Here is a 13,852-nt window from a genome sequence, read left to right on the forward strand (position 1 = left end):
AAAGGGAAGCATCTGCTTCCCTTTTACTTATTTCTTAATCACTTCTAAGAGTAATGAATTACTTTTGAAGCAAAGAAATGTCTGCGATCTGTAGGAACAGGTTACGCAGGTTGTTCAGTAGTGTCAGACGGTTTTTCTTAAGTGCTTCGTCGTCTGCCATTACCATTACGTTATCAAAGAACGCATCAACTGGTTCACGTAGGTCAGCTAGCTTGCTTAGGGCTTCTTGGTAGTTACCTGTAGCAAATGCTGGCTCTAGCGCTTCCGTCATTACTTCAACGCTTTCTGCTAGTGCTTTCTCTGCGTCTTCTTGTAGAAGTGCTAGGTCGATTTCTGCTGCTAGTTCGCCGTCGAATTTCGCTAGGATGTTACCTACACGTTTGTTCGCTGCTGCTAGAGACTCTGCTGCTTCTAGTTCACGGAAGTGAGAAACCGCTTTAACTCGTTGGTCGAAGTCTGCTGGTTTCGTCGGGCGACGCGCTAGAACTGCTTGAATGATGTCTACGCTGAAGCCTTCGTCTTGGTACCAAGCACGGAAACGACCAAGCATGAACTCGATAACGTCTTGTTCAACGTTGTCGTTGGTTAGGCGGTCGCCAAACAGTGACTTCGTTTTCGCTACTAGGTCAACAAGATCTAGGTTGTAGCCGTATTCAACGATGATACGTAGTACACCTAGAGATGCGCGGCGTAGTGCGAATGGGTCGCTGCCTTTAGGCGCTTGACCAATACCGAAGATACCTACGATAGTGTCTAGCTTGTCTGCCATTGCAACTGCAGTTGAAACGCCGTTAGATGGCAGTTCATCACCTGCGAAACGAGGCATGTATTGCTCGTTCAGTGCTACTGCAACTTCTTCTGCTTCACCGTCGTGGCGAGCGTAGTGCATACCCATAACACCTTGAGTATCCGTGAATTCGAATACCATTGAGGTCATTAGGTCACATTTTGCTAGTAGACCAGCACGCTTTGATTTCTCAACGTCAGCACCGATTTGCTCAGCAATGTAGCCAGCAAGCTCTGTGATGCGGTCTGTTTTGTCTTTGATCGTCCCCAGTTGCTTTTGGAAAATCGCTTGTTCTAGTTCTGGCAGACGGTCGATAAGCGGACGCTTACGGTCTGTGTTGAAGAAGAACTCTGCGTCAGCAAGACGAGGGCGAACTACTTTCTCGTTACCTTCGATTACGTAACGAGGCTCTTTTGATTCGATGTTCGATACGAAGATGAAGTTAGGTAGTAGCTTCTTGTTTTCGTCGTAAACAGGGAAGTACTTTTGGTCACCTTTCATGGTGTAAACCAACGCTTCAGAAGGCACTTTTAGGAACTCTTCTTCAAACTTCGCTGTTAGTACCACTGGCCATTCAACCAGAGACGTTACTTCTTCTACTAGGTCATCTTCTAGGTCAGCGATACCGCCAACCGCTGCTGCCGCTTTTTGTGCGTCAGCGAGGATGATTGCTTTACGCGCTTCGTAATCTGCCATTACTTTACCGCGCTCTTCTAGGATCGCAGGGTATTGTTCAGCAGAATCGATAGTGAACTCTTGCTCACCCATGAAGCGGTGACCACGGATAGTGCGGTCTGAAGCGACACCAAGAATCTCGCCTTCGATTAGATCGCTGCCCATTAGCATGGTTAGCGTCTTAACTGGACGGATAAATTGAGTCGTTTTGTTACCCCAGCGCATTGGTTTTGCGATAGGTAGGTTTGCTAGTGCTTTCGCTGCAAGTTCAACTACGATCTCAGACGTTGGCTGACCTTTCACTTCTTGTTTGAACAGTAGCCATTCACCTTTGTCTGTAACCATGCGCTCTGCTTGGTCAACCGTGATGCCACAACCGCGTGCCCAGCCTTGAGCCGCTTTTGTTGGGTTGCCTTCCGCGTCAAACGCTGCAGAAACCGCAGGACCACGTTTTTCAACAACTTTGTCAGACTGGCTGTCTGCTAGTGCTGCGACTTTAAGTGCAAGACGACGAGGTGCCGCGAACCATTTCACGCCTTCGTGAGCAAGCTCAGCGCCTTTTAGTTCTGCTTCGAAGTTTGCTGCGAATGCTTCAGCTAGAGTGCGAAGTTGCGTTGGTGGTAGCTCTTCTGTACCTAGCTCGATTAGAAATTCTTTTGCCATGTTACTCTACCCCTTACGCTTGTTCTTTCTTACACATTGGGAAGCCAAGAGCTTCACGCGATGCGTAGTATGCTTCCGCAACTGCTTTAGTCAGGTTGCGGATGCGTAGGATGTAACGTTGGCGTTCAGTTACTGAGATCGCTTTACGTGCGTCTAGTAGGTTGAATGCGTGACCGGCTTTTAGGATGCGCTCGTAAGCAGGTAGTGGCAGTGGCTTTTCAAGCTCAAGTAGCTCTTTACACTCTTTTTCACACTGTTCGAAGAAGCCAAATAGGAATTCAACGTCTGCGTGCTCGAAGTTGTAAGTCGATTGCTCTACTTCATTTTGGTGGAAGATGTCACCGTAAGTCACTTTGCTGCCGTCTGGTGCGATGTTCCAAACTAGGTCGTAAACAGAGTCTACTTCTTGGATGTACATTGCTAGACGTTCGATACCGTAAGTGATTTCACCAGTTACTGGTTTACACTCAAGACCACCAACTTGCTGGAAGTAAGTAAACTGGGTCACTTCCATGCCGTTTAGCCAAACTTCCCAGCCCAGACCCCATGCGCCTAGTGTTGGGTTTTCCCAGTTGTCTTCTACGAAACGGATGTCGTGTACAAGAGGGTCAATACCAAGAACTTCAAGGGAGCCAAGGTACAACTCTTGAATATTGTCAGGCGATGGTTTTAGCGCTACTTGGAATTGGTAGTAGTGCTGAAGACGGTTAGGGTTTTCACCGTAACGGCCATCAGTAGGACGACGTGAAGGTTGTACGTAAGCTGTCGACATTGGCTCTGGGCCAAGCGCTCGTAGACAGGTCATTGGGTGAGAGGTACCCGCACCCACTTCCATATCTAGCGGTTGAACAATGGTACAACCATTTTGAGCCCAATAATCCTGCAGCGCGAGGATCATTCCCTGGAAGGTTTTGATATCGTATTTTTGCATAAGTCAGGTTCGCGCGATTCTCTTGTTACTCGTTAATTCGTCATCTATGCCGAGTTTTTCAACTCTAACAACGGCGATAAAGAGTAATTACGGTTGAATAAATTAACAATCTAGTATAACCAGATATTGAGCATGGGAGTAGAGCTAATCTTGATTAATTCGTGGGCGATTTTCTCCTTTAATGAATTTTTACCGCGTTATCTGCTGTATTTTTCCTAAAAGGGAGTTTTTGCCTGCTTTGGCTCTTGAGAAGCGCAACAAAGGTGGCTAGAATTGCGCCTGTCTTTGGGGAGTAGCTTACCTGATGAAGTTTCTGTTTCATCTGGTTCGTCCGTCAACATAATTGGTGCAAAATCACCATGGCGTTCGAGACTTGAAGCCTTTCAAGTTTAGCAAGACCTTAGACAAATCATCACGAACCGGGGTAGGGGCGTGAGGTTTGTCTTCGGTTAAAAATAATAATCCCTGCCCCAATGAGCATGTCGTGAGCGTTTTAGCTATTTCAATTACTACTGTAGCGTTAGCAGAAATTGGCGATAAGACCCAATTGCTATCTCTATTACTCGCAAGTCGTTACCGAAAACCAATCCCAATTATTGCAGCAATCTTTTTGGCAACTATTGCCAACCACGCTTTGGCTGCATGGTTAGGTGTGGTTGTCGCAGACTATCTATCACCTGAGATTTTAAAGTGGGTGCTGGTGGTCAGTTTTGTCGCGATGGCGGCTTGGGTTCTGATCCCGGACAAACTGGATGATGACGAGCAGATTTCTAATCGAGGCCCATTTATTGCCAGCTTTATCGCGTTCTTCGTTGCGGAGATAGGCGATAAAACTCAGATCGCCACTTCCATCTTAGGGGCGCAATACGCGGATGCGTTAAGTTTGGTGATTATCGGTACCACAATCGGTATGCTGCTGGCGAATGTACCTGTGGTCCTGATTGGTAAATTGTCGGCCGACAAGATGCCTTTAGGGCTGATCCGTAAAATTACCGCATTTTTGTTTATTGCTCTGGCAATAGGGGCTGCACTGTTCTGATTTTTTGCACGTGAAATGATGTGAGTTATCAATCATTAGTGGCGTGCTGCGCGAGTTCAAACTCTGACTCTAAATCGTTCCGTTGCGTGACGGATGACATATAAGTGTCATACTTGTCATGGTAGTTTAATGGTGTGAATGATAGCGAGAGGGCAAGTTTATGCTTACACGTTACATGGGGATGTCCCCGAAGAGTCAGAGTTATTTATTCACTTTTGGTTTAGCGCTGTGTTTACTAGCGATGGTGCTAACTGATATGTGGTTACCGATTGTAGCAGGATCGTTCGTTCTTACTGGATTGACAGTAGAAGCGTGGATTCGTGTCGCTCACATCATTCCTATGCATGAAGAGATGCGGGCAATGAAGAAACAACTTAACAAGCTCCAATCAGAAGTTCGCACACTCGAATACGACGAATAAACAAACGGCAGCCAATATAGGCTGCCGTTTTTAGTTCGACCAGATTATTCCAATCCTTTCTTGATCAGGTACTGATACGGAACTTGCTCCGTTTGTGCCGCAACTAATTGGTGGTCCATAAAGCGGCAGAAACTCGGAATGTCTCGAGTCGTGGATGGATCGTCTGCTTTGACCAGCAAAATCTCACCATCTTGCATGTTGCGAATTGTCTTCCTGACCATCATCACTGGCTCTGGGCAGCGCAGTCCTTCCGCCTCTAATGTCTTGTTTGCCAGTTCAGGATTAAAGCTCATAGTGTGATTCTCGTAACTAACTGAACGTTGAATTTTACTTTCGTTGAAAAAATATTCAATAACCACTTGGCAAACCGAATTTTTTGTTTTACCTTGAGTTAACAATTTGGTAACAACTGGCAAGGGAGAGGCAATGTTAACAGCGTTAGACAGACTTACGATTTACTCAGTGCTGTGTTTTATCTCGTTTTGTGCATTGGTACTCAGGACGCCAGCTGACACCTCTTTGACGCCTCTTGTAGGCATGGTTGCCACTATTATTGGGATTTGGATCGAGATGCGCAGATGGTCTGGCGCATCTGAGCAAGAAAATTAGCGCTTCTTGCTTGGATCAGAATGCTTTTAATAACGCTCACCTATTTTTTACCGACACTTCATTCCGACACTATCCCCATTTTTCTTGGGCTTCCCCGCTGAAAGGCGGGATTTTTTTTGCCTAAAGAGTACAATTTACCCAAACACATAAAAAATAAGTGGCTAATTCGTGGAACTGGAAGATATCTATCGCCGAGATTTAAATTTACTGGTTGCGTTGCGAGTACTGATAGAAGAAAACAGTGTCAGTAAGGCGGCAACACGTCTGAACTTGAGTCAATCGGCAATGAGTCGTGTGCTTGGTCGTCTACGTGACTTGTTGGGAGACCCGCTGTTTACTCGTCAGGGACAGCATTTGATCCCAACTCAGAAAGCGTTAGAGATCGATCGCTCATTGGGCGAACTATTAGAGTCTTTACGTCAGTTGTTATCTCCGGTTGAGTTTGACCCATTGCAATGCGTGCAGACTTTCAACATCGTGACCACCGACTATGCCATGCAAACAATCTTACCGTTCGCTTTGCCGAGAATTTACCAAGAAGCGCCAAACGTGTCTTTCAACTTCTTACCACTGCAACACGACCGTTTATCAGATCAGCTCACTTATGAAGGTGCAGACTTAGCGATTTGTCGCCCGACAGGCCCGGTGGAGCCTCTACGCAGTGAAGTGTTGGGGCGAGTGGGGGTGCTGTGTATGCTTTCAAAACAGCATCCATTAGCGGATAAAGAAATGAGCTTGGATGATTATCTGAGTCATCCACATGCCATGATCGCCATCAGTGATGGTGTTAAGGCACTGATCGAACAAGCTTTGATGGAGAAACCTAAGCGTAAAATGGTTCTGCGGGCTTATCATTTAGAAGCCGCATTGGCGATCATGGATACCTTGCCAATTATCATCACAGTGCCAGCGGACTTGGCGTATCTGGTTGCCGAGCGTTATGACTTGGTGGTGAAACCGTTACCATTCCAATTCACGCCGTTTGAATACTCGATGATTTGGCATGCGCGTTGCGAGCATTCTCCCGCTCAAGAATGGTTAAGAACGATTGTGCGTGAAGAGTGTAGCCGTCTGATAGCTAAACGTATCGAAGATATGGGACTGAACTGCTAACAAAAAAGAGCCAGCAATGCCGGCTCTTCGTCTGTTTACACTGAGTCAGTGTTTATAGCTTGATAACCACACGACCCGTTACTTGACCGTTGGTGATGTCTTCTGCATATTTCGGTGCTTCAGCAAGAGCAACTTCAGTACACGCTTGCTCGAAGTAGCTGTCTGGTAGTAGCTCGACCAGCTTTTCCCATGCAGCGATACGTTTCTCTGTTGGGCACATTACTGAGTCCACACCTTGTAGGCGAACATTACGTAGGATGAACGGCATCACTGTGGTTGGTAGATCAAAACCACCTGCAAGACCACAAGCTGCAACTGCACTGTTGTAATCCATTTGCGCCAATACTTTTGCTAGTACTTTGCTGCCTACAGTATCAACCGCACCTGCCCATACTTGTTTTTCAAGCGGACGTGCTGGTTCTTCAAATTCAGTACGGTCGATGATGCGGCTAGCACCTAGTTTTTCAAGTAGCGGGCCATTTTTCTCTACACGACCTGTCACTGCAGCAACTTTGTAGCCAAGCTGTGCTAGAAGCGTTACTGCGACTGAGCCTACACCGCCACTTGCGCCAGTTACTAGGATTTCGCCATTTTCAGGTTTGATGCCTGCATCAAGCAGTGCTTGAACACACAGCATACCAGTGAAGCCAGCAGTACCAACCATCATTGCTTTCTTGCTGTCTAGACCTTTTGGTAGTGGTACTAGCCAATCCGCTTTTAGACGAGCACGCTGAGACATACCACCCCAGTGGTTTTCACCCACGCCCCAGCCAGTAAGGACAACTTTGTCACCAGCTTGGTAGCGGTCGTCTTCTGAGCTTACTACCGTACCTGCTAGGTCAATACCTGGCACCATCGGGAAGTTACGGATGATTTTACCTTTACCTGTGATCGCAAGACCGTCTTTGTAGTTTAACGATGAGTAATCAACGTCAATCAGAACGTCGCCTTCAGGCAGTTGTGTTTCATCGATTTGCTCGATGTTAGCGATAGTACGTTTGTCTTCTTGATTTAGAACTAGAGCATTAAACATAAGGTTCTCCGATTGTGCGGTAGCATGACTCTGGGTCACATGCAGCAAGATATCAACTGGTCTAAGTGTATGTCTTCTTTGTCTATGAATAAAATGAAACTTGAGCATTTAATGTATGCTCTTCATGCATGTTTGATGTAAAACAAAGGGCGACATCAATTGTCGCCCTTAAGTGTAATACTAAAAATTTTAGTACTAGTTCATTTGCTTATGATTGTTGGCTCGATCACTACAACAACGTCTTGAACTGTTATGGTCGTTCAAATACTGTCGCAATGCCCTGACCCAAACCGATACACATGGTGGCCAGACCGTATTTCGCGTCTTTCGCTTCCATTAGGTTGATCAACGTTGTTGAGATACGTGAACCAGAACAGCCTAGTGGATGACCCAATGCTATCGCACCACCGTTAAGGTTGACCTTCTCATCCATAACATCAAGCAGGCCTAAGTCTTTAGCACACGGCAGAGACTGCGCGGCAAATGCTTCGTTTAGCTCAACCACATCCATGTCTTCAATTGAAAGACCGGCACGCTTGAGCGCTTTTTTCGTCGCAGGTACAGGACCGTAACCCATAATAGAAGGATCGCAGCCCGCAATGGCCATGCCTTTAATACGTGCACGAATCTTCAAGCCAAGCTCATTGGCTTTCTCTTCACTCATGATCAACATCGCTGATGCACCATCAGACAGAGCCGATGATGTACCGGCTGTTACTGTACCGTTTGCAGGGTCGAACACTGGGCGAAGTTGAGATAGACCTTCAACGGATGTTTCAGGGCGAATCACTTCGTCGTAATCCAGAGTGAACAGTGTGCCGTCTGCTGCGTGGCCTTCAATTGGTAGAATTTCGTTTTTAAAACGACCCTCTACGGTTGCTGCGTGCGCACGAGCGTGAGAGCGAGCGGCAAACTCGTCTTGTTGCTCACGGCTAATACCATGTAATTTACCAAGCATTTCAGCCGTTAAGCCCATCATGCCCGCAGCTTTTGCTACGTTCTTTGACATACCTGGGTGAAAGTCTACACCGTGGTTCATTGGCACATGACCCATGTGCTCAACACCACCAATTAGGCAGATTTCAGCATCGCCAGTCATGATGGCACGTGTACTATCGTGAAGCGCTTGCATTGATGAGCCACACAAGCGGTTCACCGTCACGGCGCCAATTTCAATCGGCAGACCAGCAAGCAGCGCCGCATTACGTGCAACGTTAAAGCCTTGCTCTAGTGTTTGCTGTACACAGCCCCAGTAGATGTCTTCAATCTCGCTTGGGTTCACTTGTGGGTTACGCGCAAGAATGCCTGTCATTAGGCGCGCAGATAGATCTTCTGCTCGTGTATGACGGAAAGCACCACCTTTAGAGCGACCCATTGGAGTACGTAGACAATCGACTACGACAACATTTCTTGTTTGATTAGTCATTTTAGAATCCCTGCTTAGATAGAACCTTGCTGTTGTGCACCGTAAAAGCTTTCACCTTTCGCCGCCATATCAATCAGCATTTGCGGTACTTGGTACATCGCACCTAGCTCGGCGTGTTGTTTTGCCATTTCAACGTATTCAGCAATACCCACGCTGTCTAGATAGCGGAATACGCCACCGCGGAATGGAGGGAAACCAAGACCATAAACCAATGCCATATCTGCTTCCTGCGGAGTCGCGATGATGCCTTCTTGTAGGCACAGCACCACTTCGTTGATCATTGGAATCATCATACGTTGAATGATGGTCTGATCGTCAAAGTCCTGCTTATCGGCACAAACGTCAGCAAGTACCGGTAAGATCGCTTCGGAGAAGGCTTTCTTCGGCTTACCTTTTTTATCTATGGTGTAGCTGTAGAAGCCATTACCATTTTTCTGACCATATTTGTCTGCTTCGAACAGTGCATCAATCGCATCACGACCTTGTTTACCCATACGCTCAGGGAAACCGTCAGCCATCACAGCTTGTGCGTGGTGCGCGGTATCAATGCCGACTACGTCAAGCAAGTACGCCGGTCCCATCGGCCAGCCAAACTTACGCTCCATTACTTTGTCGATTTTCGTAAAGTCAGCACCATCACGAAGTAGCATGCTGAAGCCGCCAAAGTATGGGAACAATACGCGGTTAACGAAGAACCCTGGGCAGTCATTAACGACAATTGGTGATTTGCCCATTTTCGCAGCATACGCCACAACACGATTGATGGTTTCATCAGAGGTGTGCTCACCACGGATGATCTCAACAAGAGGCATACGATGCACTGGGTTGAAGAAGTGCATACCACAGAAGTTTTCTGGGCGTTTTAGTGATTTTGCCAATAGGTTGATAGGAATCGTCGAGGTGTTTGAGGTGATAACGGTGTCGTCACCGACATGGGACTCAACTTCACTCAAAACTGCTGCTTTTACTTTCGGGTTTTCAACGACAGCTTCAACAATCACATCAGAGTTTTCAATACCTGCGTAATGTAAGCTCGGTGTGATTGACGCTAAAATACCCGCCATCTTAAAGCCATCAATGCGACCGCGAGATAAGCGTTTATTCAGCAGCTTAGATGCTTCAGTCATGCCTAGGTCGAGCGACGCTTGTGCGATGTCTTTCATCAAGACTGGCACACCTTTTAGCGCTGATTGGTAAGCAATGCCGCCACCCATGATACCTGCACCTAATACGGCTGCACGTTGCGTGTCTTTACTTGCTGACTTCGCTGCTTTTTTCGCAATGCCTTTGATGTATTGATCATTAAGGAATAGGCCAACGAGTGATTTTGCTTCTTCCGTTTTAGCCAATTTCACGAAGTGCTTACGTTCAATGTCTAACGCTTCATTACGTGCAAAGCGAGCACCTTCTTCAATCGTGATAACGGCTGTCATTGGGGCAGGGTAGTGAGGACCTGCTTTTTGTGCCACCAGCCCCTTCGCCATGGTGAAGCTCATCATTGATTCAAGCTTACTCAGCGTTAGCGGAGATGTTTTCTGTGCTCGGCGTGCTTGCCAGTCAAGTTTCTCGTTAATTGCAGAGTTAAGAGTTTGTAGTGCTGATTTGTATAAAGCATCAGTCTCTACAACAGCATCGAGTAAGCCAATTTTCAATGCTTCATCAGCTCGGCATGCTTTACCTTGGGTGATGATTTCCATTGCGCTGTCTGCGCCAATAACGCGAGGTAAGCGTACACAACCACCAAAGCCCGGCATGATTCCCAGTTTCGTTTCTGGTAGGCCGATGCTGGTGGTTTTGTCACCAATACGCATGTCTGTTGCTAGCACACATTCACAACCGCCACCAAGAGCGTGGCCTTTGATCACTGAGATGGTCGGAATGGGTAAGTCTTCTAATTTGTTAAAGATGCTATTAGCAAATTGCAGCCATTGGTCGAGCTCGGCATCCGTTTTAGCAAACAGACCTAAAAACTCGGTAATGTCTGCGCCTACAATGAATGCGTCTTTATCTGAAGTGAGCAACAACCCCTTGAGGCCTTGATGGGCAATGAGCGCATCAAGAGCTTTATCTAGCGATTCCAATGTCGCTAGGTCGAGTTTGTTGACGGATTTTGGAGAGCAGAAGCTTAGCTCTGCAATACCATCTTGTATTTCCTTTACCTGTAGGGTTTCGGCTTGGTAAATCATTGTCTATCTCCATGACATACAATCGTGGATTGTCTGTATACCTATTTCAACGACGCCGTGTACCTCGGCAAATAGGTATCGAGGAAGTCGTTTTATTTTTGTTCTGGTTTGACCAGTAAAGTTAGTTTGGATCGTGGATTGTCTAATTTCAATACATTTTTTAAACAAGTGTTTAACATTGTGCGCTGTGGCAGATCTTATGCGACGGGTAAATCACACTCGTGATAGACTTCAGGCAAATAAACCTGAATCCATAATCCTATGAATGACAAGCCTTATCTGATTCCAGCAGAGCCCGCTCAATTTGAAGAAGAAATTAAAAAGAGCGTCTTCATTACTTATTTGGCACACACGCCAAGTATCGAAGCTGCAAAAGCATTTGTTGATCAAATCAAAGCTAAACACGCTGATGCTAGACATAACTGTTGGGGCTTTGTTGCTAGTCGACCAGAAGATTCGATGCAGTGGGGCTTTAGTGATGATGGAGAACCTTCAGGGACGGCAGGTAAACCGATCCTTGCTCAGCTGTCTGGATCTGGTGTGGGGGAGATCACGGCTGTGGTCACGCGATACTCTGGTGGAATCAAGTTAGGTACAGGCGGCTTGGTTAAAGCGTATGGGGGTGGGGTACAACAAGCGCTCAAGCTGCTTCAAACTATTGAGAAAAAAATAACCACAAAGCTCAGACTAACGTTAGACTATGGGTTTATGCCGATCGCACAATCAATCATGCCGCAATTTGGTGCGATAGAAGTCGAGGCTGAATACAGCGATCAGGTCGTATTAGTGGTGGAAATTGAGCTTCGAGAAGTGAGCGCGTTTACCCAAGCAATCATTAATAAAAGCGGGGCAAAGGCAATTGTCACTCCGCTAGACGGACAATAATGAAAAACAGGAAGCAACAGGGACAGCTTCGCTAGTCAATTTATCCATGCAATTTCGTTCAATTATTCGAATCGTCGGGCTACTGCTCGCACTCTTTAGTGTCACTATGCTTGCGCCAGCACTCGTTGCGCTGATCTATCGAGATGGTGCTGGTGTGCCTTTTGTCACGACATTTTTTGTTCTGCTGTTTTGTGGGGCCGTTTGTTGGTACCCAAACCGCAGGTATAAGCACGAGCTTAAAGCTCGAGATGGCTTTCTTATTGTCGTCTTATTCTGGACAGTACTTGGCAGTGCAGGCTCGATCCCCTTTCTCATTGCTGACAACCCGAACGTCTCAGTGACAGATGCGTTTTTTGAATCGTTTTCTGCTCTCACGACGACCGGGGCGACCGTTATTGTTGGTTTGGATGAGTTACCTAAAGCGATTCTATTCTATCGACAGTTACTGCAGTGGTTCGGCGGTATGGGAATCATCGTATTAGCTGTGGCGATTTTGCCAGTACTTGGCATTGGTGGTATGCAGCTTTACCGCGCCGAGATCCCTGGTCCAGTCAAGGACACTAAAGTGACGCCGCGCATAGCAGAAACTGCTAAGGCGCTTTGGTACATCTATTTGAGCCTGACTATCGCCTGTGCTTCGGCTTTTTGGTTAGCTGGTATGACGCCATTTGACGCCATCAGTCACAGCTTTTCCACCATTGCTATTGGCGGCTTCTCTACCCACGATGCCAGCATCGGATATTTTGATAGTTACGCGATTAACCTGATTACTGTGGTTTTTCTGCTTATATCTGCATGTAATTACACACTGCACTTTGCTGCATTTGCATCAGGTGGCGTACATCCCAAGTATTACTGGAAAGATCCTGAGTTTCGCGCCTTCTTGTTTATTCAAGTGCTGCTATTTATCATTTGCTTTCTATTATTACTGAAACATCATTCTTACACATCGACATACGATGCTTTCGATCAGGCTCTGTTCCAAACCGTATCAATATCCACAACAGCGGGCTTTACGACAACAGGTTTTGCGGATTGGCCGCTCTTCTTACCTGTGCTGTTATTGTTCTCTTCCTTTATAGGTGGTTGTGCTGGTTCAACAGGCGGCGGCATGAAAGTGATCCGTATCCTGCTTCTTACCTTACAAGGTGCGCGTGAACTAAAACGTTTAGTCCATCCACGCGCGGTTTACACCATCAAAGTAGGTGGCAGTGCCCTACCGCAACGTGTTGTCGATGCGGTTTGGGGTTTCTTCTCCGCATACGCATTGGTATTTGTGGTTTGTATGTTGGGGTTGATTGCAACAGGAATGGATGAGCTCAGTGCGTTCTCGGCGGTGGCTGCGACTCTGAACAACCTCGGTCCTGGCTTGGGAGAAGTGGCGCTTCACTTTGGTGATGTTAACGACAAAGCAAAATGGGTATTAATAGTTTCTATGCTGTTTGGTCGTTTGGAAATCTTTACCTTACTTATTCTACTTACGCCGACGTTTTGGCGTAGCTAAGGGGAAATCGTGGCAAAAGCATTATTTCTATACTCTTCCCGCGAAGGGCAGACTAAAAAAATTCTCCACTATATAGATGAACAACTTCCAGATTTCGATTGTGAGCTGGTGGATTTACATAATGTCGAGACGATTGACTTCAGCCAATACGACAGAGTATTGATAGGCGCCTCTATTCGCTATGGCCATCTTAATAAAAAGCTATACCAGTTTATTGAGCGAAACCTCAATCAATTGGAGCAAAATAAAGTGGCATTTTTCTGCGTAAACCTAACCGCTCGTAAAGAGGACCAAGGAAAGGATACACCTGAAGGTAGTGCCTACATTCGCAAGTTCCTAATTAAGTCGCCTTGGAAACCAACGCTAATCGGTGTTTTTGCTGGTGCACTTTATTACCCACGTTATAGCTGGTTCGACAGAACTATGATTAGGTTCATTATGTCGATGACGGGTGGCGAAACCGATACGACCAAAGAGGTGGAGTACACCAATTGGGAAAAAGTGGCTCTTTTCGCAGATAAATTTAGAGAACTGTAGAAATAACGTGCTCTTTTGACCGCTTTTGATGCAAATTTATCCG

At 46.5% G+C, this 13,852-nt stretch carries 13 protein-coding genes; 7 read left to right on the plus strand and 6 right to left on the minus strand.

Annotated features, from left to right (window positions below):
• Nucleotides 1-58: 58 nt before the first annotated feature.
• Both glyS and glyQ read right to left on the minus strand, forming a co-directional pair.
• A complete protein-coding gene (gene glyS / locus R8N46_RS20290) occupies nt 59-2,125 on the minus strand; it encodes a glycine--tRNA ligase subunit beta (RefSeq protein ID WP_213972547.1) in 2,067 nt (688 codons plus the stop codon).
• A 13-nt stretch (nt 2,126-2,138) separates the two neighbouring features.
• Complete coding sequence (gene glyQ, locus R8N46_RS20295) at nt 2,139-3,056, minus strand: glycine--tRNA ligase subunit alpha (RefSeq protein ID WP_005383818.1); 918 nt, start codon at nt 3,054-3,056, stop codon at nt 2,139-2,141.
• A 484-nt stretch (nt 3,057-3,540) separates the two neighbouring features.
• Here glyQ and R8N46_RS20300 point away from each other — a divergent pair, with 484 nt between their 5' ends.
• Complete coding sequence (locus tag R8N46_RS20300; RefSeq protein WP_005378877.1) at nt 3,541-4,095, plus strand: TMEM165/GDT1 family protein; 555 nt, start codon at nt 3,541-3,543, stop codon at nt 4,093-4,095.
• Between the two features lie 160 nt (nt 4,096-4,255).
• Nucleotides 4,256-4,516 (plus strand): hypothetical protein, encoded by a 261-nt coding sequence (locus tag R8N46_RS20305; RefSeq protein WP_005378878.1) that lies wholly within the window; start codon nt 4,256-4,258, stop codon nt 4,514-4,516.
• A gap of 44 nt (nt 4,517-4,560) precedes the next feature.
• On the opposite strand, the gene tusA is transcribed toward R8N46_RS20305, so the two are convergent.
• The gene (gene tusA / locus R8N46_RS20310) at nt 4,561-4,809 is read right to left on the minus strand and encodes a sulfurtransferase TusA (RefSeq protein WP_005378879.1); all 249 of its coding nucleotides are present in this window, start codon (nt 4,807-4,809) and stop codon (nt 4,561-4,563) included.
• A gap of 133 nt (nt 4,810-4,942) precedes the next feature.
• Between tusA and R8N46_RS20315 the strand changes: the two genes are divergently transcribed.
• A complete protein-coding gene (locus tag R8N46_RS20315; protein WP_005378880.1) occupies nt 4,943-5,125 on the plus strand; it encodes a hypothetical protein in 183 nt (60 codons plus the stop codon).
• A 168-nt stretch (nt 5,126-5,293) separates the two neighbouring features.
• Entirely contained in the window at nt 5,294-6,238 is a 945-nt protein-coding gene (locus R8N46_RS20320; RefSeq protein WP_318098504.1) for a LysR family transcriptional regulator, read from the plus strand.
• Between the two features lie 52 nt (nt 6,239-6,290).
• On the opposite strand, the gene R8N46_RS20325 is transcribed toward R8N46_RS20320, so the two are convergent.
• The 3 genes from R8N46_RS20325 to fadB form a co-directional block, all read right to left on the minus strand.
• A complete protein-coding gene (locus tag R8N46_RS20325; RefSeq protein ID WP_005378882.1) occupies nt 6,291-7,271 on the minus strand; it encodes an MDR family oxidoreductase in 981 nt (326 codons plus the stop codon).
• Between the two features lie 250 nt (nt 7,272-7,521).
• Complete coding sequence (gene fadA, locus R8N46_RS20330; RefSeq protein WP_318098503.1) at nt 7,522-8,697, minus strand: acetyl-CoA C-acyltransferase FadA; 1,176 nt, start codon at nt 8,695-8,697, stop codon at nt 7,522-7,524.
• A 14-nt stretch (nt 8,698-8,711) separates the two neighbouring features.
• A complete protein-coding gene (gene fadB / locus R8N46_RS20335; protein ID WP_115385637.1) occupies nt 8,712-10,883 on the minus strand; it encodes a fatty acid oxidation complex subunit alpha FadB in 2,172 nt (723 codons plus the stop codon).
• A gap of 261 nt (nt 10,884-11,144) precedes the next feature.
• On the opposite strand from fadB, the gene R8N46_RS20340 reads away from it, so the two are divergent.
• From R8N46_RS20340 to hemG, 3 genes are read left to right on the plus strand one after another with little or no spacing between them, the layout of a single operon-like run.
• Nucleotides 11,145-11,768 (plus strand): YigZ family protein, encoded by a 624-nt coding sequence (locus tag R8N46_RS20340; RefSeq protein ID WP_025768945.1) that lies wholly within the window; start codon nt 11,145-11,147, stop codon nt 11,766-11,768.
• 46 nt (nt 11,769-11,814) lie between these two features.
• Nucleotides 11,815-13,272: a TrkH family potassium uptake protein gene (locus tag R8N46_RS20345; protein ID WP_005378893.1), complete on the plus strand. Its 1,458-nt coding sequence runs from the start codon at nt 11,815-11,817 to the stop codon at nt 13,270-13,272.
• Nucleotides 13,273-13,281: 9 nt separating this feature from the next.
• Entirely contained in the window at nt 13,282-13,809 is a 528-nt protein-coding gene (gene hemG, locus R8N46_RS20350; protein ID WP_005378894.1) for a menaquinone-dependent protoporphyrinogen IX dehydrogenase, read from the plus strand.
• The last annotated feature ends 43 nt before the right edge of the window (nt 13,810-13,852 follow it).

This window comes from Vibrio sp. 1874 (assembly GCF_033344395.1).
Classification (GTDB): domain Bacteria; phylum Pseudomonadota; class Gammaproteobacteria; order Enterobacterales; family Vibrionaceae; genus Vibrio; species Vibrio alginolyticus.

Excerpts from the sequence above, each read along its gene's own strand:
- glyS (WP_213972547.1), bottom strand. The coding sequence starts at position 2,125 with ATGGCAAAAGAATTTCTAATCGAGCTAGGTACAGAAGAGCTACCACCA.
- glyQ (WP_005383818.1), bottom strand. The coding sequence starts at position 3,056 with ATGCAAAAATACGATATCAAAACCTTCCAGGGAATGATCCTCGCGCTG.
- R8N46_RS20305 (WP_005378878.1), top strand. The coding sequence starts at position 4,256 with ATGCTTACACGTTACATGGGGATGTCCCCGAAGAGTCAGAGTTATTTA.
- tusA (WP_005378879.1), bottom strand. The coding sequence starts at position 4,809 with ATGAGCTTTAATCCTGAACTGGCAAACAAGACATTAGAGGCGGAAGGA.
- R8N46_RS20315 (WP_005378880.1), top strand. The coding sequence starts at position 4,943 with ATGTTAACAGCGTTAGACAGACTTACGATTTACTCAGTGCTGTGTTTT.
- R8N46_RS20325 (WP_005378882.1), bottom strand. The coding sequence starts at position 7,271 with ATGTTTAATGCTCTAGTTCTAAATCAAGAAGACAAACGTACTATCGCT.
- fadA (WP_318098503.1), bottom strand. The coding sequence starts at position 8,697 with ATGACTAATCAAACAAGAAATGTTGTCGTAGTCGATTGTCTACGTACT.
- fadB (WP_115385637.1), bottom strand. The coding sequence starts at position 10,883 with ATGATTTACCAAGCCGAAACCCTACAGGTAAAGGAAATACAAGATGGT.
- R8N46_RS20340 (WP_025768945.1), top strand. The coding sequence starts at position 11,145 with ATGAATGACAAGCCTTATCTGATTCCAGCAGAGCCCGCTCAATTTGAA.
- R8N46_RS20345 (WP_005378893.1), top strand. The coding sequence starts at position 11,815 with ATGCAATTTCGTTCAATTATTCGAATCGTCGGGCTACTGCTCGCACTC.